Here is a 24,097-nt window from a genome sequence, read left to right as displayed (position 1 = left end):
AGACTGTTCGCTAGCAGACACTTTAGTGTCCGTAAACGAACAACCTACTCCCGAACCCAGCTCCAACACCAATCATAAAACACTGTTAATCAACACATTAACTTTAGTGGCACACTTATTGGCATTCACTTGCCAAGACTATGAAAAAAGCTATACTTACCACTTATAAATCACTATGGATCGCGTAATTGAAAAGAAAAAGTATACTCCAAAAAAGATTATCCTCATCGCCGGAGGAGCCCTTGTGCTTGTGCTTATTATCTACAACCTGCTTTTCGCAGAGCACACTTCTAAATTGAATGTGGACAGTGAGCGTGTAACCATCGGAAATGTGCAGGAGGGTATGTTCCAGGAGTTTATTGCGGTTGACGGCTCTGTGGAACCTCTTAACACGTTCTTCCTAGATATTACAGAAGGAGGCCGTGTAGATAAGATTTATACAGATGATGGCCGAATGGTGCAGAAGGGTGATACGATCTTAAAGTTATCAAATACAACGCTCCAGATCGACTTCATGACCCGTGAGACACAGCTTTATGACCTCATGAACGAGCGCCAGAACTCAGAGATCACCATGAAGCAGGACCTGATCAGAAAAGAGAATGAACTTGCTGAGATAGACTACAGCCTTGCACTTGCCAAGCGAAAGTACGAGCGCAATAAAATGCTTATAGCTGAGAAGGTAATTCCACAGGAGGAATTTGAAGCTTCTAAAGATGAATTCAACTACCTGAGCAAGCGCAAGACCCTGGCTGATCGCTCTGTGAAGCAGGATGCTAAACTGATGGATGACCGCTTAAAGCAGCTTGACGAGTCTATCAAAAGGATGGAGGCAAACATCAACATGGCTCGCAACACCTTAAATAACTTATATGTAGTAGCCCCTATTACCGGACAGTTGTCTACTCTGAAAGCTGAAGTAGGCGAGTCTAAATCTCCAGGTGAAAACATTGGCCAGATTGATGACACGAACGGTTTCAAGGTACGATCCAGAATTGATGAACACTATATTTCCAGAGTTTATCCAGGACTTAACGGCACCTTCGATTTTAACGGCAAAACTCATAAGGTATCTATCACTAAAGTTATCCCTGAAGTACAGAACAACACTTTCCAGGTTGATATGGAGTTCGTTGACGGTGCACCAGAAGGTATCCGCCGTGGTCAGACACTCCAGATCAAACTTAACCTGAACGATGGCGGGAAAGCTGTTCTTGTGCCACGCGGAGGGTTCTACCAGAGCACAGGTGGTAACTGGATATTTGTTGTAAATGAGACTGGAGAGTTTGCAGAGAAACGAGAAATTAAACTAGGCCGGCAGAACCCTAATCACTACGAAGTGCTAAGCGGATTGAAGCCAGGCGAGAAGGTAGTACTCTCCTCCTACGACAGCTACGGGGAAATTGACAGGCTGGAGTTAAAATAGAAATCACTGAAACATAAAAGAATCAATAGAAACTCAATTCAAAAAAAATTAAATAAGACATGGAAGAACTAGTAATTGAAACCAAGAACCTGCAGAAGAAATACGTGACAGATACTGTAGAAACGACTGCGCTGGCAGGGGTTGACCTGAATATCAAGCGAGGTGAGTTCGTAGCCATTATGGGTCCATCAGGATGTGGCAAATCTACTCTTCTTAACATTTTAGGTATGCTTGACTCCCCTAGCGACGGAACCTTCAGATTCCTTGGCCAGGATATCAGCCGTGCCTCTGAGCGCCAGAGAGCCAAGCTGCGCAAAGAAAATCTTGGCTTCGTGTTCCAAAGCTTTAACCTGATTGATGAGTTGACCGTGGAGGAAAATATTGCACTACCATTAGCTTATCTGGGTGTGTCTAAAGCAGAGACCACAAAGCGCGTACAGGAAGCAATGGAGCGTATGGGTATTGCACACCGCCGCAGCCATTTCCCTCAGCAGCTCTCAGGGGGTCAGCAGCAGCGTGTAGCGATTGCGCGTGCAACAGTTTCTGATCCAGCCCTTATCCTTGCCGACGAACCTACGGGTAACCTTGACTCTGTGCATGGCCGTGAAGTAATGTCCCTTCTTTCGGAGCTGAATGATGCAGGTACTACAGTTGTGATGGTAACTCACTCACCTTCTGATGCTGAGTATGCGCACCGCATTGTAAACCTGTTCGACGGACAGATTGTGACAGAGAATATCAACGTGAAGAGACACGCGGCGGAACTACTTTAAGGTTGACACTCTGCAGGCGCTTTATATGGCATTAATGAGTTGATTCTGAGGCTCTCTTCATAAGAGAGCTAACAATACGATGCAACTGAGCTCCTTTTCCAGTTTCCAATGATAGAAAAGGAGCTCAAAGCCAGTGACCATACCTAAGCTTTACCTGGTACTGGTTGAACGGAGACAATGGTGAAGGGACTTCTTATCAGGAAGTAGCGCAAGTAAATCAATCCAGAACATCATATCCTTTTCATTACATCTATTATGTTCCAGAACTACTTTAAAATAGCTGTCCGCAATCTTTACAGGAATAAAATTTACTCCGCAATCAATATCATTGGGTTAGCAACAGGTATTGCCTCTTGTATTCTCATCTTCCTTTATGTGCAGGATGAACTGAGCTATGAGAGTAACTTTAGCAAGTCTGAGCGTATCGTGCGTGTTGTAGGTCATGTAATATTTGAGGGCCAGCAGGATGACTTTTCAGTAACACCTCTGCCTCTTGCAAATGCAGTGAAAGAGTTTTCGGATGTTGAGAACGTGACTCAGTTTACCAGAGCAGGTAAGCAAACCATCTGGTACGAAGATCAGAGCTTTACAGAGGAAGAGCTGCTTTTTGCTGACAGTTCCTTCTTCGATCTATTTGACTATGAGCTGTTAGCTGGTGATCCGGCAACAGCCCTGAATGCGCCCAGAACCATTGTTCTTACAGAAGAACTGGCTGTAAAATTTTTCGGCGGTGTTGAACAGGCGATGGGCGAAATACTCAAATTCAGCCGCGACTCCTATACTGTAACAGGTGTTTATAGAAATGAGGGCCATTCACACATTGCCGCTACAGGTCTTCTTTCCCGCTCCACGTTAGACAGCAAAATATCGCCGGAAGAGCGTACCAACCAATGGTTTAACCTCAACAACTATACTTATGCGCTACTAAGGGGTCAGGACCAGGTACCAAGTATTCAGCAACAGCTTGATAACCTTACCGAAACAAAAGTAAATCCGTGGATAAAGGAAAATAACCTGAACGCCCAGATGAAGTTTGTGGCCCAGCCTCTTGAAGATATTCACTTCGAAACCCGCTATAGCCACGACTTATCTCCACACGGCAACATGTCTTACATCTATGTGTTCAGTGCTGTGGCCATTTTCCTGTTACTGATTGCCTGTATCAACTATATGAACCTGGCTACAGCCCGTTCATCTAAACGCGCCAAAGAAGTAGGATTAAGAAAAGTAGTGGGCGCATTTCGGGGCCAGATCATACGTCAGTTCCTGGGGGAGTCAGTTCTGCTCACTTTGATCGCTGTGCTGTTGGCAATTGCAATGGTTCAGGTATTAATTCCAAGCTTTAATAACCTCACTGAAAAGCAGTTCACATCCGATTTCTTTCTGCAGTGGCAGTTCATAGTAGTGCTGTTGGCTATCATGCTTTTGGTTGGTGTGGCTGCAGGCAGTTACCCTGCCTTCTTTCTCTCCTCCTTTAAACCAGCCGATGTATTAAAATCAGATAGGCAGCCCAAAGGCAGCAGTGCAACATTGCGTAAAACCCTTGTGGTGCTTCAGTTTAGCATTTCGCTCATTATGATTGTTGGAACGATTGTAGTGTTCTCGCAAATGCACTTCCTGAAAAACACTGACCTGGGTTTCAAGAAAGAGCAGATGCTTGTAATTGATATTCCTGGCGGAGACTCTATTTTAGTGCAGCGCCTGCCCATCATCAAACAGAAACTTGAGCAGCACCCGAATATTGAGCAGGTTTCTAACTCATATAGCATACCTGCTGAATCGCTGAACCGCGCGCTCATGCTGGTAGAACAGAAAGGGAAAATGGTAGAGAAAGTCATCGACCTTTTAGCAGTAGACTATGATTTTATACCTGTGATGGGCATCGAGTTGAAGGAAGGCAGGAACTTCTCGCGTGATATTAAAACAGATGAGGGATCCGGAATCATCATCAATGAAGCTGCCGCAAAATGGCTGGGTTGGGATAATCCCATAGGTAAAAAGGTAAAAACCGGTGACCGGGCTGTTAGTGACGGTAACGCACAGATCATTGGCGTGGTAAAAGATTACCACGTTTCTTCGCTGCACTCTGAGGTGCAACCGTTGGCTATGGTACTTGCACCGCAATCTCCTGGCTATCTCATAGCCCGTATATCTCCAGAAAATCAAGCCGCAACAATAAGCTTTGTAGAAGAGCAGTGGCGCATGTTTGACCAGAAGCACCCGATGGAATATTTCTTCATGGATGAGTTCTTTGACAGACAGTACCGTGCTGAGGAAAAGATGCTAACCATCTTCGGTTACTTCGCAGCCCTAACCATCATCATTGCATGTCTTGGATTATTTGGACTTGCCTCCTTCACGGCAGAGCAACGCACTAAAGAGATCGGTATACGCAAAGTACTGGGTTCCTCAACGGGCAGTATTGTGTTGCTATTATCAAAAGACTTCGCTTTGTTAGTTCTGATTGCCATTGTACTGGCCATTCCTGTTGCCTGGTACGGCATGAGCAAATGGCTACAGGATTTTGCCTATCGCATTGACCTAAGCTGGTGGATTTTTGTAGCGGCAGGTATATTGGCTTTAACGATTGCATTGGTGACTGTGAGCTTTCAGGCTGTTAAAGCAGCGCTGTTGGATCCGGTAAAAGCAATTAAAGTGTAATGACCTCTACCAAAATACATAACTCATACCCACGACCTAACAGATAAAACTATGTTAAATAACTACCTGCTCATTTTCTGGAGGATCTTGCTCCGCAACAAGGTCTACACAGCCCTTAATATCATTGGGCTGGCCATAGGTATATCCTCTTGCATACTTATAACACTCTACATACAGGATGAACTGAGCTACGACAAGCATTTTGATAAGTCAGATCGCATTTACAAAATAGCCAGTACCATTTCCATGCAGGGAGATGAGCAGCAAACAAGCACTGTTCCTTATGGTGTTGGACCTGCCCTGGCACAAATGTACCCCGACATAGAAGCTTTTGTAAGGCTCCAGGGAACGTCAAAACAAACCGTGTGGTATGATGACAACAAGATGCTGAATGTTGAAGGCCTTTATTTTAGTGACGACACCTTCTTTAATATTTTCTCGCATGAATTTATAGCAGGCAACCCTGGTACAGTATTACAGGACCCCAATACCATAGTACTTACAAGGGAAATGGCAGAAAAGCTTTTTGGTAGCGCACAAAATGCCATGGGCAAACAGATACGCACCAGCAAGCGCCCTTTAGAGGTAACGGCAGTTATTGAGAACCCAAAGCAGTCTCACTTAAAGTTTACGGGCTTGATTTCCATGTCCTCTTTTGGTAAAGAAACAATGGCTGAGAAAGAGCAAGGGTGGCATTTTTACCACACTTACACTTACGCCCTGCTGAAAGACCCTAAGCAACAGAAGGAATTCTATAATGCTGTCAGCAACTTTGGGGAGCAGGTAATGGGGCCGATAATAAAAAAAGATAACATGAACATTCAGGTATCTTTTTTCCCGCAGCCTCTTACTGACATTCATTTAAAAGCCAGTGTACCAGGAGATCCTACTCCTCCAGGAAACCTGACCAACCTTTATATCTTTGGTTTTGTAGCTGTTTTTGTATTATTGATCGCCTGTATTAACTACACCAATCTTGCTACCGCACGTTCTTCCAAGCGCGCGCATGAGGTAGGCTTACGCAAAACAGTCGGAGCTAACAGAAATCAACTGTTGTGGCAGTTTTTAAGCGAGTCATTGCTCATGACCCTGATTGCCACAGTGCTCGCACTTGCATTGGTAGAATTCCTGCTTCCAACATTTAACCTGCTAACGGAGAAAAACATTACTCACTCCACACTCATATCCAGTCAACTTATACTAGGGCTCCTGGGGCTGGTAGTACTTATTACGATATTAGCTGGTGGGTATCCGGCTTTCTTCCTGTCCGGTTTTAAACCGATAACTGTACTTAGCGGAAGCAAAAGCCCAAGCAGTGGTAGTGGTCTTCTGCGGAAGACACTGGTAGTAACACAATTTTCTATTTCCATCGCACTGATTATCTGCACACTGATTGTGATCAGCCAGATGAACTACCTGAAGAACTCAAACCTGGGATTCAACAAAGATCAGGTATTAGTCATAGCAATACAGCCTGGCGATACCTCCGTGACGAATCACCTTACAAGCATAAAGGAAGAGTTGCTCCAGAATCCAAACATCAAACAAGCAGCTTCCACCACTTATATACCTGGCAGTGGAATAGGAACTTCTCTCTTCTTATTTCCTAAAGATGGGGCTTACCAGGAGCGTTCATTTAACTCTATCTGGGTAGGCTTTGGCTTTATGGACCTGTTAGGGACAGAACTTGTAGATGGCCGCTTTTTCAGCAAAGACTACCCTGGTGACCTGAACTCAGTTATGATCAACGAAGCTACGGCCAGGCACTTGAATTGGGAGAACCCGGTTGGTAAAAAAATAAAGATAGGCGATACAGATGTAACAGTGATCGGCATAGTGAAAGATTTCCACTACCAGTCACTTCACCACAAAATCGACCCTTTGATGATATATCCAGCGGAGGGTTGGGCCAGTTACATGACAGTGCGTATTGCTCCTGAAAACGTCAGGTCTACCCTCTCTTTTGTAGAGGAGAAATGGGCTACTTTTGACCAAAAGCATCCTATGGAATACTATTTCCTGGATGAGCACTTTGATAAGCAGTACCGGGCAGAGGAGAAGATGCTGACTATTTTTGGCTATTTCACTGTGCTTACCATTATCATTGCCTGTATGGGATTATTTGGCCTTGCCTCTTTCACCGCCGAGCAACGCACCAAGGAGATAGGTATCCGCAAGGTATTGGGTAGCTCAGTATCTGAAATTGTGGTGCTGCTTTCCAGAGATTTTGCCATACTGGTTTGTATCGCCATTCTGATTGCCTGCCCAATTGCCTGGTATGGTATGAATGTGTGGCTCCAGGACTTTGCCTATAGAACAGAATTAAATTGGATCATCTTCGTTATTGCCGGCTTTATTGCATTGGCCGTAGCCCTTTTAACTGTGAGTTATCAGGCACTGAAAGCTGCATCCTTAGATCCTGTTAAAACTTTAAGAGCGCAGTAAGGCTCAAGAACAGCAAAACAACCTTTGCGAGCGAATCTGGCGGCGTGCCATTGCTTAACCTGATTAAAATTAATCACCTAAAGTACCTAAACCTATGTTTAAAAATTATCTGCTCATCTTCTGGCGTAACATGACACGGAATAAAGTGTATGCGGCCATCAATGTTGTAGGCTTGGCTTTAGGCATCGCTTCCTGTATTCTGATTTACCTTTATGTGCAGCATGAGCTAAGCTATGACAAGTATTTCTCCTGGCATGACAGAACTTATCGTGTCGTGAATGATTTGATTGTAGAGGATGAAGTTGAAAAAGCTTCCGTAACTCACCCTGCCCTTGCACCGGGTCTGGCAGCCGATTTCCCGGAGATCGAAACTGCCGTGCGGATGATCAACAGAAACAAACAGGTTTTAAGACTAGGTGAAAAAGCCATAACAGTCGAAAACACGTTTTGGGCAGATAGTAACTACTTCCAGATCTTCGACTATAAGCTGCTCGAAGGTAATCCAAAAACTGCCCTGCAGGACCCAAACACCATGGTTATCTCCAAGGATGTTGCCGCAAAGTTTTTTGATGATCCTATGCAAGCTATGTTCAGCACCTTCCGCATAGGCACACAGACTTATAAGGTAACAGGAGTGTTTGAGCCTGTTGATGCAGCTCATATGCGGCCCAATGTGCTTACCTCTTTTAGTACCATACCTGCTGAAGTGAGGCAGAACTTCAGATCAAATTGGTTTGGTACAAACAGCTATACCTACGTTTTACTGCGAAATGCAGGAGATGCTGCAGGCTTACAGGCCAAGCTTCCTGAATTTGTTGCAAGACGCATTGCACCAGCCCGTGGCAACACGACAGAACGGGTGGAGCTCCACCTGCAGGCGCTGCCGGAAATTCACCTGAACACGGATTATCTCTGGGAAGCTTTTCCTGTAGGTAAAAAGTCTTACATCTACATTTTCTCCCTTGTAGGAATTTTCATCCTGCTAATTGCTTCAATTAACTACATGAACCTGGCTACCGCACGCTCAGCTAAACGCGCGAAAGAGGTAGGTTTACGCAAAGTGGTTGGAGCAAACCGTCCACAGCTGATCATGCAGTTTTTGAGTGAATCAGTTCTGCTTACTTTAATTGCTGTGCTCATTGCCTTACTGCTGGTAGAGCTAATGCTTCCTACCTTTAACAGTTTAGCTGATAAGAATATACCGTCAGGTTATTTCACTGAACCGGGAATAGCTGTTACAGTACTGGTTATCGCTCTATTTATAGGATTGGTAGCAGGAAGCTATCCGGCACTCGTGCTTTCTCATTTTAAGCCTGCTGATATTCTGAAGCAGGGCCAGACGCCAACCAGTGGCAGTGCTTTGTTCCGCAAGGGTCTGGTGGTGTTACAGTTTACGATTTCCTTGGTCCTGATTATTGGTACTGTAGTAGTATACAGCCAAATGCATTACCTGAAAAACCAGGATCTGGGCTTTACAAAAGAGCAGGTGTTAGTAGTGGATATTCCGAGCGGTGATACAACTCTTGTAAATAAAATGCCGGTTATAAAGGCAGAACTTCAGAAGAACCCTAATATAACTGATGCTACCACCACAGCTATGATTCCTGGAGAAACCACTGGGGTAATTATTTTTAATGTGGAGCGGAATAATGCTATGGCAGAGAAAACGATGAACAGCATCTGGGTAGACTATGAGTTCCTGGACCTGATGGATATTCCGGTGAAGGCTGGCAGAAACTTCTCAAGAGAAATGAGTACAGACCTGGAAAATGGTTTTATCATAAATGAGGCTGCTGCCAAGGCATTAGGATGGGAAGACCCTATCGGCAAGCGGATAGGCTTCTCTGACACGACAGCGGGAAAAGTAGTGGGATTAGTGCGAGACTTCAACTATGCTTCATTGCACAACAAGATTGAGCCACTCGTGATCATGTTGGCACCGCAAACCAGCGGATACCTGATGGCACGTATTACTCCGGGCAATTTTGATGAGTCCATGGCACATGTACAGGAAACATGGGCCAAATTCGCTCCTTCTCACCCTATGGATTACTTCTTTCTCGACGACAGCTTTAATGAGCAGTACCGGGCAGAGGAAAAGATGCTGACCATCTTCGGTTACTTCGCAGCCCTAACCATCATCATTGCCTGTATGGGATTGTTTGGCCTTGCCTCTTTCACCGCTGAGCAGCGCACTAAGGAGATTGGTGTCCGCAAGGTATTGGGAAGTTCAGTATCTGCTATAGTGGTGCTGCTTTCAAAAGATTTTGCCATGCTGGTCTGTATCGCCATACTAATTGCCAGTCCGATTGCCTGGTACGGTATGCAGCAATGGCTGCAGGACTTTGCCTACCGCACCCCTGTCAGTGTCTGGGTATTTGTATTATCAGGATTGGTTGCATTGGCAATAGCTATACTTACTGTAAGCTATAAAGCCACAAAAGCAGCCATGACCGACCCGGTGAAGGCGCTTCGCACAGAATAATGAGTTGTTTGTAAATATGATTAGTTGTTTGTTTAGGTGAAAGGCTTCGGGACTGATAGAAGAAACGCTTCTGTCCTGAAGCAACCTTCCACCCTAGTTTAACATCATTCATATATAACCTGAAAGAAATGAGCTTTCCGCATTTGAAGTGGCTGTCAGTTGCATTAGCAAGCATCTTGTTCCTAAATCCATTTTGGGCTAAGGCACAGGACAGCTATACTGTTACTGTTGAAGACATAGCAAAAAGGAAAGTGCAGGTTACTGCTAAGCTCTTTCCAGAGAGTGATACGTTATTGATGAGCCCTTTTGGTGCTACTCATTTAAAGGATGGGTGGGCCACTTTCATAGAGGATCTGAAGATTTCGAACAGTGAGGGGGAAAAAATTGATTTTACTAAAATGGACAATGGAGTGTTTATCCTGGCCAACTCCCAAAAAAATAAACCTATTCACCTTAGCTACAACGTCAACATTCGCCACGAACAGAGCAAATGGCCCTTTGGATACAAAGAGGCAGCCTATATAAATGATGAGATGCTGATGGCTACAGGAAACGCTCTCTTCCTTACGAGGCTGGATGTGGATAGCGCGACTGTAAATTTCCAGTTAAAACAGCCTTATAAGGTAGCCAATGCCTGGAAGCAGACTGCACCAGCTACTTATGTTGCAAACGGCGCAGAGGAACTGGTTTGGACGGTACTGGCTATTGGCAACTTTAACTTATCAGAAATACAAACAGGGAAAACAAAAATACTCCTGGCTTATAGCAACGACCTGTCAGCCTCTAAAAAGACAATTGAATCTACAATCAGAAAAGCAGTTGAAAAGTACGAAGCTATCTACGGCAGTTCTCCTTCTAAGCAGCCATCTGCTCCGGACAAATACCTTTATGTAATGAATGTTGATACTTCCTATGTAGGAGGAGGTGCTGCTTTTACGAATTCAATAAGTATTCTTTTAAATGCTACCCCAGCACATACTACAAAAGCAGGCACTACTTCCTGGCACCACATCCTGATTCACGAAATCGGGCATTTATGGAATGGGCGATCCCTTAAGACAGATGAAAGCACTGACTGGTTTAACGAAGGTTTTACTGATTACTTAGCTTATAAAGTGGAGCATGAATTAGGCCTGATGAATAAGGGAGAGTGGAAAGAAATAATTTCGCAGAAGCAATTAGGGTACAGCAAAGCAAGAGAGAAGAATAAGGCTTCGCTGGCAAGTGCCGGCAAAGATAAGGGCAGCAACTATGATATCGTTTACAGTGGAGGCCTTCAATTCGCACATAAACTGGATACGGAAATAAAGGAAGCGACTAACAATAAAAAAGGCATAAGTGACTTCATGAAAAATATGTTTGCAGCTTATGCATCAAGAGAACAAGCTGTAAAGAATGAGGAGATAAAAGCTATAGCGGAGCAAACCTGCTCCTGTGACCTCAGCAGTTTATTCCAGGAGGTAAAAGATCAGAATTGATCAAACGACGGTAAGCAAAGCAGCCTCAACACAAACACAAAAAACGACACTATAAAGTAAAATATATGAAAAAGGCACTCTCCCTTTTATTTGCAGCAACTGTTTTCTGCACAGTTGGTAACGCAAAGATGTTACCAGCTACTCCACACTTCTTTGGAGGAGCTTCAACAGTCTCCCTGGTTCTTCATAATTCTTATATACAGCAAGATACGGCAAAGAAACGGGTAAAAAACAACACCCATCTTGTTTCCAAAAACAAGAACGGTGACAAGGGCAGTTATATCTATATTAACAATGGTACACACGAAGAAATAAAGTATAACGGCACCATTACCCTTACCAATAACAACCAGGATATCAAAAGCATCACTCCGGATGGTTACTTCCGCTATGAAAAGAAAGAGAATGGCGTAGCGCGTAAGCTGGAAATTGAGAGTGATGCTAACGGAAACCTTACCCGCAAATACTATGAAGCTGGCAAACAAGTAGCCTATGAACCTGCAGGCAAGCAATGGCTGCAGCTGGTAATGCCGGAGATCATTATCAAAACAGGAATTGGCCTGGAAGCCATCCTACAGGAAGCTTACAAGAGAAATGGTGCTAAAGGTGTTCTGGCGGAAGCAGACAAAACAGAAAGTGACGGCAACAAGTTTAAAATTATCAGATATCTGTTGGAGCAGCCTAACATTTCAGCAAATGACGTGAAGTTGGCAATTGAATATGCAGGCAAGAACACGAACTCTGACTATGAGCTTAGTAAACTTTTACGAGAGACACCCTCATCCTATTTAGCAAAAGATGATGTTGCAACTGCTTACTTGCAGGCCTCCCAGGAAATTTCATCCGATTATGAAATGCGAAAGACTTTGTCGCACTTGTTAACTGTAGGCGAACTTAGCAACAATGCAACAGGCATGGCAATAAAATCGCTTTCTTCCATTGCATCAGATTACGAAAAGAGTAAGGTAATACAGCAGCTGGCCGATCAGAAGAACTTTTTAGGTGATCACTATAAAGCTACGTTCAATGTGATCAACAGCATTTCCTCTGATTATGAAAAAGGGAAATCTATAAACAACATACTTAACAAGCAGAAGCTTACAGAGGCACAGTATCAGGCGCTATTCCCGATTATCACCAGCATCAGCTCAGACTATGAAAAGAGCAAGGTGCTGCGCAATATAGCAGCCCGTATTCCTGCAAACGCCACTGCCTTGCGCGACGATTATAGGAAAGCAGCCAAAACTATCAGCTCCGATTACGAATACCGCAAAGCAATAGACGCTCTGAATTAAGTTTCATCTACAAAAATAGGGCGATAGTCGAAAACAGAATGATAAATACACCTTAAAAGCTACTTTAGAGTAAAGTAAGGTAGCTGCCTGTAACGTAGACACAAGCAGCACTTTCTATATTTAATAGCAATTGCCCGAATCAAATAAAGCAGGCGCATATGTCATCTAAAGCTTTTTCCTTCTTCCGCCAACACCGCGCTTATGGCGCCTTGTTTATAAGGTTTGCCATTGGGGTGTTTATTATTTACGGAGTGCAGGATAATGTTTTTAGCTGGAGCAGAATGCTGGAGTTCAGAGATTTTCTCGAGGCGCGCGAAGTACCTTATCCGCTTTTCGCTGCCCATGTTTCAGTATATGTTCAGTTTATTTGCGGAATTCTGCTGCTGCTGGGTGGTGCTGTCCGAATCGTGGGCATACTGCTCATTGTTAACTTTACGGCGGCTATTCTGATTGCCCACTTAGGCCAGTCGTTCCCGGAGTACTATCCTGCTGCGCAATTGATAGCAGTCGGATTTTACTTCATGTTCAATGGTGCCGGACCTGTATCAATCGATGCGTACCTGAAACACAGGCGCTTAAAAAGTATAGATCGTACATTACCGGTAAATGCATGATCTTATCTTTCATAAAACTATGATGTCAATAAAAAAACAAATATTACTTACTCTGAGCCTCGTTCTTTCTCTCAACCTGACTGCTTTGGCTGCGGGCCAGGAAACTGACAGGCAGCGGTATAACTTTACAGTTGACCTGACTCAGGTAAAAGATGATAAGGTACAGGTAACATTAATGGCTCCAAAGATAGCCAGGGATGAAATAATTTATAACATGCCGAAGATTGTACCGGGCACCTATTCTGTATCTGATTTTGGACGGTTTGTAAGTGACTTTAATGCCTACGACGAAAAGGGAAATAAGCTGGAAGTAAGTCGCCTGGATACAAACCGCTGGAAGATCAATAGTGCATCAAGGCTGAGCAAGATCACCTATTGGGTAGATGACACCTTCGATGCCACCACCAGGGAAAGCCCGATTTTCGAACCAGGAGGCACCAACATCGAAGAAGGTAAAAACTTCCTACTGAACACCTTTGGCTTTATTGGCTACTTTGATGACATGAAGCAGGTACCTTACGAGCTTAATATCACGAAGCCAGAAGGATTTTACGGCTCCACTCCCCTGATAGCTTCCTCTACAACAGCCACCTCTGATAAGTATGTTGTCCCGAATTATGTAGAGCTTGCCGACTCTCCGCTCATGTACAACCGCCCGGATACAACGGTTTTAAACCTGGGTGAAACTGAAGTGCTGGTATCAGTATACTCGCCCACCGGCAATGTAACATCTAAGCCTATTGCAGCCAATGTAAAGGATATACTGGAGGCTCAGCGAGAATATTTAGGTGGCACGTTGCCTGTAGAAAAATATGCTTTCCTGATCTATGTGCCGGAGCGTGTGGGTAAATCTGGTTCTTATGGTGCCCTCGAGCACTCCTATTCTTCAGTATACTATCTGCCAGAGATGCCTGAGGAGCAGTTTAGCAGCACCATTCGTGATGTGGCCGCGCATGAGTTTTTTCACATCGTTACGCCCCTGAACATACATTCTGAAGAGATCGGAAACTTTGATTTTATCAACCCCAAGATGTCTAAGCATCTTTGGCTATATGAGGGAGTAACAGAGTATTTTGCCTCGCATGTGCAGGTGTACGAGAACCTCTATGACCTCGAAACTTTCCTGGGCAAACTACGCGAATACATTGCTACCTCTAAGACTTTTTACAACGACACGCTGCCCTTTACTGTCATGAGTGCAGAAATACTGGATAAGTACGAAAAAGAGTATGGCAACGTGTATCAGAAAGGAGCTCTGATAGGCCTGGCACTGGACATAAAGCTACGGGAATTAAGTAAAGGCGAATATGGGTTGCGAAACCTGATGCTGGACCTGGCCAAGACCTACGGCAAAGACAACTCCTTCAAAGATGAAGAGTTATTTGACAAGATCACAGAGCTTACTTACCCTGAGATACGGGAATTCTTTGCCAAACATGTAGAAGGCTCACAGCCACTTCCTCTGGAAGAAACCCTTCAGAAGGTAGGCATTATTTACGAACCAGTAGCCAATCAAAAGATCAATTCCTACGGAGGCTTTATTCCCGGCTTTGATACTGAAACCGGAAAGATCACAGTGAGCGAGACAGCTGACATGGATGCCTTCGGAAGGCAAATGGGATTCCAGGAAGGAGATCAGCTACTTGCATTCAATGGAGAAGAAATAACTCCGATGAACATACGCGACTTAATTGCCGACACCCTGCAGCAAATGCAACCTGGCGAGCCAATAACCATCACGGTCGGCAGGAAAAATAAACGGGGCAAAATAAAGGAAAAGAAGTTAACAGGAAAAGTTACACCGATAGAGCGCCAGGCGGTACATGTACTCACCCCAGACCCGAATGCAACACCAGAACAATTGCAACTGCGTGCGGCATGGCTAAATAAGAAATTTAACAGCTACTAGTATAAAATAAAACTATGAAAAATTTTACGTCCAAAGCCCTGCTCAAAAAGCTGGGAGGGCTAGCTTTTTGCCTGAGTTTTTCCGCAACAGTATTTGCCCAGGAGGTACTTACCCTGGAACAGAGCCTGGAATTGGCTCGCCAGAACAATGTTAGCCTGCGTCAGGCAAGGTACAGCTCTGATAAAGCAGACATCAATCTTCGCAAAAGTAAGTTTAGTTACTTACCAACTCTTTCAGCACAAACAGATGTACGCCGTGTTAATGGCCTGACATTCGACAACGTCTCTGGTGAGCTGAAGCGGGGAAACACAAACACCTCTAGCCCATACATGGTAGGTCAGCTGGTTTTATTTGATGGCTTTTCTAAGTTCTATGAGTTGAAGCGGGCACAGCAGCAGGCAGAGGCAAGCAAATTTAACCAGGTGCAGGCAGAGATAGACATGGAAGCCCTGATCACAGGTTTTTATCTGCAAGCTGTGCTGGATCGTGAAAATATACAGATAGCCCGTGAGCGAATTGGCCTTATTCAGCAACAGGTGGATAAGATGGAGAAACTGGAGCGGGCGGGTGTACGCACACAAGATGAGGTCTACCAGCTAAAGTCACAACTGGCCACCGAAAAGCTGAACCTGATCACACAGGAGAATAACTATCGCCAGTCTTTGATGGCATTGGTACAGGAGATGAACGTAGAGGGCAGCACAACCTATGAACTACAGGTGCCGCAAACGCCAATAGATATCAATTCAAAGCTACCTGCATTAGATGTTGTCATGGAGCGGGCACAGGCTTATTCTCCGCAGTTAAAAGCAGCAGAAGCAACTTTGAGAGCGTCACGTTATAGCCACAGCATTGCCCGCAGCAATGTGTCTCCTACCATTGCACTTAGAGGTATTATCGGTTCTAACTACTCCAGCAATTACAGGTTAGCAGACCCTGAAACAGGCACATTCTCCAGGGTACCTTACTTTGACCAGGTTGACCAGAACCAGCAGAAAATTGTGGAGTTAAGTCTGAGCATTCCTGTTTTTGGAGGGCTCAGCCGCCATTTTGATGCACAGGCTGCCCGTATGGACCTGCGTAATGCTGAACTGGACCTGAACGCGGCACAGAACTCTCTTGCTCAAACCATACAGCAAGCCTACCAGGATGTACTTGCAGCACAGGAAAAGTATAATACAGTTATGGCTAACCTGGAATACACCGAAAAAGCATTTGTATCTGCTAAGAGAAGCTACGATGCCGGCATTATCGACTTTTATGCTTATCTGGAATCTTTAAACAATAAAAACAAGGCGCAAACGGAACTTCTACAGAGCAAATGCGAGTTCTATTTTAAACAACGAATATTAGAGCTTTACCAAGGCTAAAATATAATATTACACTACTACCTACCTATCTATCTACCTGAATCCGTTGCTTTTAATGGCAACGGATTCTTTTATTTCAACTATATAGTTCCAGGCGTATAAACATTCAGCTAATCAAGGGGTTATACTTTAAAACTTTACCAGATAGCACTTTATAATCTAGTTGCGTTTAGATAACTTTGCCCCACAAGAGAACTATAGCCTACATGCGTCCCTCAGTTTACCTCATCCTTCCCCTTTTCTTAGTGCTTCTATTCTTTGCTGCTCCTGCTTTTGCCCAGAGCTTCAGCATTAGTGGTTACATACGTGCTGCCTCGAACGGAGAGAGCTTGGTTGGAGCAACTGTAGCCGTACCCGAGCTCAGAGCAGGCACTGTTACCGATGAAAGGGGCTTTTATACATTGAGTGTTCCAAACGGTACGCATACGCTGCAGGTAACTTATGTTGGCTATGCTCCTGTTAGTCGCACCGTTGCTGTTCAGGGAAAAGCTCAAACTGTAAATATAACGCTGGAACCGGCTGCTAATGAGCTACAGGTAGTAGAGGTGGAAGCTGCCACCTTACGGCAGAAGCTGAACGACACACGCATGAGCGTGGAAAAACTTACCTCCAAAGAGGCAAAGCTACTGCCCGCACTGTTCGGTGAGGTAGATCTGATCAAGACGTTACAACTGAAGCCTGGTGTGCAATCAGGGGGCGAAGGAGCATCAGGCTTATACGTGCGTGGCGGAGGGCCGGACCAGAACCTGGTATTGCTTGACGATGCTGTAATCTACAACCCTTCTCACCTGTTTGGCTTCTTCTCTGTCTTCAATTCTGATGCTGTTAAAAGCGTTGAGCTTTACAAAGGCGGCTTCCCGGCACAGTTCGGGGGCAGGTTATCTTCTGTAGTGGATGTTGACATGCGTGAGGGTAATGAGGAAGGAATACATGCCACAGGTGGTTTAGGCCTTATCTCCTCCCGGTTAACCATAGATGGTCCTTTGGTGAAGGATAAACTAACCTTTGTTCTCTCAGGTCGCCGCACCTATGTCGATATCTTTACAAGACAGATCAACCGCTTGAACGAAGATAATGAAGACTATAACAAAATCCCTGATTACTATTTCTACGACCTCAACGGAAAACTAAATTATAAGCTCGGGGAGAAGGATGAGATAAGCTTCAGTGGTTACTTCGGCCGTGACTTCTTTGTATTTCAGGATACTGATTTCCGTTTTGGCTTTGACTGGGGAAACAAAATGGCTTCACTAAACTGGAAGCACAAGTACAACTCCAGGCTCTATTCAAACACCAGCCTCAGTACAACCGGCTACCAGTACAGCATCAAGAACGAGATTGATATCTTCACCTTCAGACTTACTTCCGATATAGAAGATTATACGTTGAAGACAGATTTTGACCTCTTCCTGGACGGGGGCCACAGTGTGAAATTTGGGGCTTCGGCCACGCGGCATTATTTCACTGTTGGTCGTCTTAATTTCGATTCTGATGACAACAGCCTTTCTTTCGGAGCAGGCAATCAATATGAGGCATCAGAGTTTGGGGCTTATGTATCCGATGATTTCCTTGTAAATCCACAACTCTCCCTGAATTATGGTCTGCGTTTATCCGGCTTTAACAACGAAGGGAAAACATATCTGGCACTTGAGCCACGTTTGGCCGCTAAGTATAACCTCAGCGAAAACACCGCCATTAAAGCCAGCTATGCCGACATGATGCAGTATGTGCATCTTGTGTCCAATTCAGGAGCCTCACTACCAACTGATATTTGGTTTCCCTCCACCAGGCTGGTGCAGCCACAGCGTTCAAAACAAGTGGCAACAGGTATAAGTCATCTTTTCGCTGATGGAAAGTATCTTTTAACAAATGAAGTTTATTATAAGTGGATGCGTCGCCAGATTGACTTCCGTGATGGGGCAAATCTGTTTGTGAATGACAGTCTTGAGAACGAGTTTTTATTTGGTAGAGGTGAAAGCTATGGCAATGAGCTGTACCTGGAAAAGGTCAAGGGGAAGACCACCGGCTGGATAGGCTATACCTTGTCCTGGACATACCGCCAGTTTGATGAAATTAATGATGGACGCCGCTTCCCTACACGTTATGATCGCAGGCACGACTTAAGCGTTGTACTGCTGCACCAGCTTAGCAAACGCATTAATGTAACAGGGGCGTTTACTTACGGAACAGGCAACGCTTTCTCTTTACCTGTAGCAAGGTTTGCTTTTCAGGATGTGGAGGGACAGGAGCCTTCTGTGGTGCCTATATTCACAGAGCGGAATGGCTTTAGGCTCGCACCCTATCACCGCCTGGACCTTGGGGTGGTGTTAAAGCTTCGGCCAAAACGAGGGGCTGCAGATCTTACCTTCAGTGTGTATAATGCCTATAACCGCCGCAACCCTTACTTTGTATATTTTGAACAAATAAAGGACAAACAGAATGGACAGACCCTGGGATTTCAGGCCAAGCAGGTTTCACTTTTCCCTACCATCCCTTCTGTTACTTATAACTTTAAATTCTAATGAAACTGAAGCCTTTCATATACCTTTTCCTTCCGTTTATACTTCTGCTCAGCAGTTGTGACCTGGAGAAAGACATTGATGTAAAACTGCCGGAGCACCAGCCTCAGTTGGTGGTGGAGTGCTACCTGCAACCCGGTAAACCATTCAGGATGACAGTGATGGAGAGCTCCGGGTATTTCGATGCGCCCCAGGCTCCTTTTGTACCAGATGCAGAAGTATACATCACGCATAATGGCAGACGCATTAAACTTACCTATAAACCAATGGTTTCTAAGACGACTAATCTTTTCCATACCCACTCTTCCACAGAGATAATGAAAGGAAAGCCTGGTGACATTTTTGGTTTGGAGGTTACGGATAGAAAGGGACGCAAAGTAACAGGCTTTACAACTATCTTACCTGTGGTACCTATCCAGGAAGTAGAATGGAAATTCAATGAAAAAGGGAAAGCTTACCTGCTCACAACCTTTCAGGACAATGGTGAAGCTCAGAACTTTTACCGGTACGTTACCCACCGCGACAGTTTACACTCTGACCCGGAACGCAGTTTTGTTGCCACTGATAATCTAACCAATGGCAAACGCACATCCTATGGCTCTGCTTATGATTATGAGAAGGGCGATACACTGATTGTTTCTCTATATCATATTGAGAAGCAGTACTATGATTTTATTAACTCTACAGATGATGCAAAAAACGCTAACGGCAACCCTTTTGCACAGCCTTCCAGGATAAAATCATCTGTTCAGGGGGGTATAGGGATCTTTACAAACCTTGCTTTCGACAGGAAAAGAATCGTAATTCATTAATAATAATAAATTTCCAAATAATTATATAACAAATTTTAGTTTTTATAGGTATGTAATGGCGTAAAAGTAATGTTTACAACATTGAGGTTAACCCTTACCTATGAGAAATCAGCTATCTGCTCCTGGTATTGTTTCCTGGGCAGCAACACCTTCTATATTTAAAACACTAAAGTATTTTCTAGCTTTCTTAAAAAAGCCAAGACACAAGAATGAGGTAACAGTACCTAAGGAGAAAAGGCTTCAGGTACTCCTTCATTTAATCCTGACAGAGGTTACAATAAAAACACTGTTTTTAGCAACCGTTGTGTGTCTCTTCAACCTCCTTGATATAAACCTGTTCCAGGTTAACCTGCAAAATGTAACAGGGAATAAACCATTTTATCTCGTACTGCTACTGGTGGTACTGTATGGCCCATTAAGAGAAGAACTTATCTTCAGGCTTCCTTTAGTTTATTCAAGACGCTTTATGCTGATAGCACTGGCTGCTTTTCTTGCCAGCTACGCTCCCTTGATCATGCAAGAGACAAGCTTGGGAAGCTTTCATTACGCTGCAGCCGCGTTAGCTTTTTGTGGCTTTGCGGCAGCTTTTTTATTATCTCCAAGGCTGCATTCCTGCATCCGCCAACCTTGGAGAACCGACTACACAAGCTTGTTTCACCTGATGACTGTTGTTTCTGCTTTACAATACCTTGTTAATTATCCGTATATCAACCTGCCTTTGGTTATGCTCCCGGTGCTGGTTCTGCTGCAATGGATAGAGGGGCTTTTTCTGGGGTATACAAGGCTGCATCTTGGTTTTAAATGGAGCCTGATGCAGCACATAGTTAACAAGTGTTTGTTACTAATCGTATTCTTTAGTTTTTACAGCACTCCATAAGCCTTAAGCAACCAGCCCGACAACTCATGAACTTCAAGACTTTACTTGCCCTTGTATCATTTTTAATAACAGGCCATACCGGCTACAGCCAGGTTTTCGTCTCCTACCACCAAACCAGCGTTCCGTTTGCCGGTGTTGGTTATGAAATATGGCGATTTGCTCCTGAAGTAAGGGTATCCGCAAACGTCTTCGCAGACGACCTCAGCACGGAATTTGTGCTGCCTTTTAAAGTTATTTCAAAGGAAGACTATTTCATAGACTTGGGAGCCGGCTACCGGACCAACAGCTTTAGCGGGCTTGTCGTGCCACTTGGTATTTCCGCTTTTCCTTTTGAGCAAAAGAAGATGGGTTTTCATGCGGAAGTAGCTGTTATTTCCGACTTCACCAGTTCGGCCCTGTTCAGGGGCAGCTGGGGCATTGTGTTTCGTTTGTGGGAAAACAAACGTGAAGGGATTTAAAACAGAAAAGGTGGCGTAATTTCCACCTTTTCTGTTTTGACTTCATATCAATTTTACTGGATCCTTACCAGCTCTTTAATAAGCCTGGTCATTCTGGGCTCAGCAATGGCAGCGGCCTCTAAAATATCTGCAAGTACCACTTTCTTTATTCTGTCTGGTGTACACATGTCCGTAATCACAGAGACAGCAAAAACAGGCATACCCATATGTCGGGCGGCAATTACTTCTGGCACAGTAGACATACCAACAGCATCGGCACCAATAATGCTTAAGTACTTGTATTCTGCTGGAGTTTCCAGCATTGGTCCCGGCACGCTCACATATACGCCCTCGCGCAAATCAAAATCTGCATCCTCTGCTATTACCATTGCCTGACGGATCAACTCCTCGTTATACACATCACTCATATCAGGAAAGCGTGGCCCTAGCTCATCAAGATTTTTGCCAATAAGCGGGTTGCTTGGCTGCAGGTTGATATGATCTGTGATAACCATGAGGTCGCTGGTGTTGAAAGCCGGGTTAAGCCCTCCTGCCGCATTGGACACAAACAGCTTCTTTACACCCAGTAGCTTCATTACACGCACCGGAAACACCACCTGCTCCATGCTATACCCTTCATAATAGTGGAAGCGGCCCTGCATTACAACTACAGGTCTCTCTGCTAACCGTCCAAAAATTAGTTTCCCGGAGTGGCTCTCTACTGTGGAAACCGGGAAGTTTGGTATCTCTGCGTAAGAAATGCTGTATTCTACTTCAATATCGTTAACCAAGGCTCCCAAGCCTGTACCTAGTATAATTCCAAACTCAGGTGCGAAACTACCAATGCGGTGCTGCAGATAGCTGGTTGTTTCCTGTAATTGCTGCATCATATTTTTGAATGATTTATGTTAGAGTGAATCAAAGTGCGAAGTAGCATGATTTGGCTATAGCGTAAAATGACATTCATCATACCCGACATGACTTCTCCACCTCGTTTTATTTACCCGAGGCAAGTTGCAAAAAATTAGGCACCTCTAAAAGCAAAACCGCCTTTAGGTATATGACCCAAAGGCGGCTTCTATTGAGAGGATGCGAGGCTAACTATAATTAGCCACCTACAGTTATTACTGAACAGTCAGGTCAAAAGGCATACGCGCCTGTGCACCTTTCATGGTCTCTACTTTTTTGTACATCTGGTAATATGGGTATAATTCGCCCAGCTCCGCCTTTATCGACTGCATCTTTACTTCAGACCCTAAACCACCAAACAGCTCTTCAAAAAAGCCTTTACGGGCAGGAAGTTCTTGAAGGCGATAATCATCCTCTATGCCTGCTTTGACAGCCGCAATAGCTATAGCCTTCTCAAGACCGCCATATTCATCCACAAGACCCCGCTGCTTAGCCTCTATCCCAGACCATACGCGCCCGGAAGCATACTCCTTCAGCTTATCCTGGGTCATGTTACGGCCTTCTGCTGCCTTACTGGTAAAGGTTTCATAAATCTGATCGATCTGATTCTGCACGATCTCTTTCTCCTGAGCCGTCATTGGGCGGGTAATAGTCGGAGCCTCGGAGAACTTGCCTGTACTAACATGGTCCACTGTGATACCCATCTTCTCGTTAAGGAACCCTTGTATATTCGGAATAACACCAAACACACCGATACTACCTGTAATGGTATTGGGGTGCGCCACGATCGTATCACAGCCCATCGCCATGTAATACCCTCCAGAGGCCGCCACATCAGACATAGAGGCTATAACAGGCTTCTGCTTTTTGGCAAGCTGTACCTCACGCCAGATGATATCTGAAGCCAATGCGCTGCCTCCCGGAGAGCTGATTCGTAACACAATAGCTTTTACATTATCATCCAGACGAGCCTTACGGATAGCATCTGCGTACTTTCTGCCCCCGATGTTATCATCATCACCGTCTCCATCCACAATGTCCCCCTCGGCATAGATCACTGCAATTCTGTTTTTAGAAGTGCTGATATTCTTGTCTTTCACTTTCTTGTATTTAGAAAGCTGCACGAGCTCAATCTTTTCTTTTTCCTCAATGCCAATGTCATTTTTCATGTAGCTGATAGCCTCATCAAAATACCCGATGTCAGTTATTAGCTTGAACTTTTTGGCATCCTCCGGATCACGTACCAGTAGGTTATCCTGCACATCCTTTAATTCAGCCACGCTCATACCACGCGATTTTGCTATTTTTTGCAGCTGATAACTATTCATGGAGTTAAGGAAAGAGTTTAGCTGCTCACGGTTTGCATCGCTGGCTTCCTCTAAAAAGAAAGGCTCTACAGCACTCTTGTAAGTACCTACTTTAAATATCTGAGCTTCAATATTCAGCTTATCAAGTAAGCGCTTAAAGAAAAACAATTCCGAGCTCATACCATTGAACTCAATGGTACCCATCGGGTTCAGGTAAATTTTATCGGCTACGGAAGAAAGGTAATAAGCTTTCTCTGTAGAGATATCTGCATAAGAAACCACGAACTTGCCTGACTTCTTAAAGTCGATCAATTCATTACGGATCTCCTCCAGCTTACCCATGCCTGCATCCACAAAAGTCATGTTCAGGAAGATGCCTTCTATGTTATCATCTACCTTAGCTCTGCGAATAGCAGCCTTAATCTGATCAAGTCCGTCGGTACTTGATAAGGAACCGAAAGAGAAACCTAATTCAGCTAACGGATTCTTCGGGTCACGTTCTTTGATCGGTTTATCGAACTTAAGCTCCAGCACAGAGCCATCTGCAATTTTTACTTCGTCTCTGGACGCTGTACTAGCCGCGATTCCAAACAGCAACAGAACTCCGATGAAGAAGAATACGAGCAGACCTACGATCGTGGCCAACACATATTTCAGGAAATTTAACATATAGTTTTTTGTATAAATGCTTTAAACAATGAAGCCAGAAACAGCTTCTAATTCAATTAAACAAATTTAGTGCTTAAAGTTCAACCACTGCGCCCCTTCTCGACAAACCCC

General features: G+C 44.4%; 16 protein-coding genes. 14 read left to right on the top strand and 2 right to left on the bottom strand.

All coding sequences use genetic code 11. From position 1 onward, the window contains the following. The first annotated feature begins 175 nt into the window (after window positions 1-175). From ACFSRY_RS13735 to ACFSRY_RS13670, 14 genes are all read left to right on the top strand, one after another. Window positions 176-1,426, top strand: coding sequence for an efflux RND transporter periplasmic adaptor subunit (locus tag ACFSRY_RS13735; protein WP_377508624.1), 1,251 nt, complete (start codon window positions 176-178; stop codon window positions 1,424-1,426). Window positions 1,427-1,485: 59 nt separating this feature from the next. Then, window positions 1,486-2,199: an ABC transporter ATP-binding protein gene (locus ACFSRY_RS13730; RefSeq protein ID WP_377508620.1), complete on the top strand. Its 714-nt coding sequence runs from the start codon at window positions 1,486-1,488 to the stop codon at window positions 2,197-2,199. 255 nt (window positions 2,200-2,454) lie between these two features. After that, entirely contained in the window at window positions 2,455-4,860 is a 2,406-nt protein-coding gene (locus ACFSRY_RS13725; RefSeq protein WP_377508617.1) for an ABC transporter permease, read from the top strand. A gap of 51 nt (window positions 4,861-4,911) precedes the next feature. After that, a complete protein-coding gene (locus tag ACFSRY_RS13720; protein WP_377508614.1) occupies window positions 4,912-7,305 on the top strand; it encodes an ABC transporter permease in 2,394 nt (797 codons plus the stop codon). Between the two features lie 94 nt (window positions 7,306-7,399). Then, window positions 7,400-9,790: an ABC transporter permease gene (locus tag ACFSRY_RS13715; protein WP_377508610.1), complete on the top strand. Its 2,391-nt coding sequence runs from the start codon at window positions 7,400-7,402 to the stop codon at window positions 9,788-9,790. Between the two features lie 128 nt (window positions 9,791-9,918). Then, window positions 9,919-11,268: a M61 family metallopeptidase gene (locus ACFSRY_RS13710; protein ID WP_377508607.1), complete on the top strand. Its 1,350-nt coding sequence runs from the start codon at window positions 9,919-9,921 to the stop codon at window positions 11,266-11,268. Between the two features lie 65 nt (window positions 11,269-11,333). After that, on the top strand, window positions 11,334-12,563 hold the full coding sequence (locus ACFSRY_RS13705) for a hypothetical protein (RefSeq protein ID WP_377508604.1): 1,230 nt from the start codon (window positions 11,334-11,336) through the stop codon (window positions 12,561-12,563). A 158-nt stretch (window positions 12,564-12,721) separates the two neighbouring features. Next, a complete protein-coding gene (locus ACFSRY_RS13700; protein WP_377508601.1) occupies window positions 12,722-13,177 on the top strand; it encodes a DoxX family protein in 456 nt (151 codons plus the stop codon). 19 nt (window positions 13,178-13,196) lie between these two features. Next, complete coding sequence (locus ACFSRY_RS13695; protein ID WP_377508598.1) at window positions 13,197-15,086, top strand: M61 family metallopeptidase; 1,890 nt, start codon at window positions 13,197-13,199, stop codon at window positions 15,084-15,086. Between the two features lie 14 nt (window positions 15,087-15,100). Next, on the top strand, window positions 15,101-16,456 hold the full coding sequence (locus tag ACFSRY_RS13690) for a TolC family protein (protein WP_377508595.1): 1,356 nt from the start codon (window positions 15,101-15,103) through the stop codon (window positions 16,454-16,456). A gap of 179 nt (window positions 16,457-16,635) precedes the next feature. Further along, a complete protein-coding gene (locus ACFSRY_RS13685) occupies window positions 16,636-18,978 on the top strand; it encodes a TonB-dependent receptor (protein ID WP_377508592.1) in 2,343 nt (780 codons plus the stop codon). Then, window positions 18,978-19,787: a DUF4249 domain-containing protein gene (locus ACFSRY_RS13680; protein ID WP_377508588.1), complete on the top strand. Its 810-nt coding sequence runs from the start codon at window positions 18,978-18,980 to the stop codon at window positions 19,785-19,787. The genes ACFSRY_RS13685 and ACFSRY_RS13680 overlap by 1 nt, the downstream gene beginning before the upstream one ends. 100 nt (window positions 19,788-19,887) lie before the next feature. Beyond that, window positions 19,888-20,664: a hypothetical protein gene (locus tag ACFSRY_RS13675; RefSeq protein ID WP_377508585.1), complete on the top strand. Its 777-nt coding sequence runs from the start codon at window positions 19,888-19,890 to the stop codon at window positions 20,662-20,664. Window positions 20,665-20,690: 26 nt separating this feature from the next. After that, window positions 20,691-21,122 carry a hypothetical protein gene (locus tag ACFSRY_RS13670; protein ID WP_377508582.1) on the top strand — a complete coding sequence of 144 codons (432 nt, stop codon included), beginning with the start codon at window positions 20,691-20,693 and terminating at the stop codon, window positions 21,120-21,122. Window positions 21,123-21,175: 53 nt separating this feature from the next. On the opposite strand, the gene ACFSRY_RS13665 is transcribed toward ACFSRY_RS13670, so the two are convergent. Both ACFSRY_RS13665 and sppA read right to left on the bottom strand, forming a co-directional pair. Continuing rightward, entirely contained in the window at window positions 21,176-21,991 is an 816-nt protein-coding gene (locus tag ACFSRY_RS13665; protein ID WP_377508578.1) for a purine-nucleoside phosphorylase, read from the bottom strand. A gap of 234 nt (window positions 21,992-22,225) precedes the next feature. Then, window positions 22,226-23,986: a signal peptide peptidase SppA gene (gene sppA, locus ACFSRY_RS13660; protein ID WP_377508575.1), complete on the bottom strand. Its 1,761-nt coding sequence runs from the start codon at window positions 23,984-23,986 to the stop codon at window positions 22,226-22,228. Window positions 23,987-24,097 lie beyond the last annotated feature (111 nt).

The organism is Pontibacter locisalis, from assembly GCF_042684605.1.
Classification (GTDB): domain Bacteria; phylum Bacteroidota; class Bacteroidia; order Cytophagales; family Hymenobacteraceae; genus Pontibacter; species Pontibacter locisalis.
Note: the sequence above shows the minus strand (reverse complement) of the source record. Positions and strands in the feature narration are given on the sequence as shown.

What these genes read in the sequence shown, in the direction of transcription:
- ACFSRY_RS13735 (WP_377508624.1), top strand. Translation starts at nt 176, where the DNA reads ATGGATCGCGTAATTGAAAAGAAAAAGTATACTCCAAAAAAGATTATC.
- ACFSRY_RS13730 (WP_377508620.1), top strand. Translation starts at nt 1,486, where the DNA reads ATGGAAGAACTAGTAATTGAAACCAAGAACCTGCAGAAGAAATACGTG.
- ACFSRY_RS13725 (WP_377508617.1), top strand. Translation starts at nt 2,455, where the DNA reads ATGTTCCAGAACTACTTTAAAATAGCTGTCCGCAATCTTTACAGGAAT.
- ACFSRY_RS13720 (WP_377508614.1), top strand. Translation starts at nt 4,912, where the DNA reads ATGTTAAATAACTACCTGCTCATTTTCTGGAGGATCTTGCTCCGCAAC.
- ACFSRY_RS13715 (WP_377508610.1), top strand. Translation starts at nt 7,400, where the DNA reads ATGTTTAAAAATTATCTGCTCATCTTCTGGCGTAACATGACACGGAAT.
- ACFSRY_RS13710 (WP_377508607.1), top strand. Translation starts at nt 9,919, where the DNA reads ATGAGCTTTCCGCATTTGAAGTGGCTGTCAGTTGCATTAGCAAGCATC.
- ACFSRY_RS13705 (WP_377508604.1), top strand. Translation starts at nt 11,334, where the DNA reads ATGAAAAAGGCACTCTCCCTTTTATTTGCAGCAACTGTTTTCTGCACA.
- ACFSRY_RS13700 (WP_377508601.1), top strand. Translation starts at nt 12,722, where the DNA reads ATGTCATCTAAAGCTTTTTCCTTCTTCCGCCAACACCGCGCTTATGGC.
- ACFSRY_RS13695 (WP_377508598.1), top strand. Translation starts at nt 13,197, where the DNA reads ATGATGTCAATAAAAAAACAAATATTACTTACTCTGAGCCTCGTTCTT.
- ACFSRY_RS13690 (WP_377508595.1), top strand. Translation starts at nt 15,101, where the DNA reads ATGAAAAATTTTACGTCCAAAGCCCTGCTCAAAAAGCTGGGAGGGCTA.
- ACFSRY_RS13680 (WP_377508588.1), top strand. Translation starts at nt 18,978, where the DNA reads ATGAAACTGAAGCCTTTCATATACCTTTTCCTTCCGTTTATACTTCTG.
- ACFSRY_RS13675 (WP_377508585.1), top strand. Translation starts at nt 19,888, where the DNA reads ATGAGAAATCAGCTATCTGCTCCTGGTATTGTTTCCTGGGCAGCAACA.
- ACFSRY_RS13670 (WP_377508582.1), top strand. Translation starts at nt 20,691, where the DNA reads ATGAACTTCAAGACTTTACTTGCCCTTGTATCATTTTTAATAACAGGC.
- ACFSRY_RS13665 (WP_377508578.1), bottom strand. Translation starts at nt 21,991, where the DNA reads ATGATGCAGCAATTACAGGAAACAACCAGCTATCTGCAGCACCGCATT.
- sppA (WP_377508575.1), bottom strand. Translation starts at nt 23,986, where the DNA reads ATGTTAAATTTCCTGAAATATGTGTTGGCCACGATCGTAGGTCTGCTC.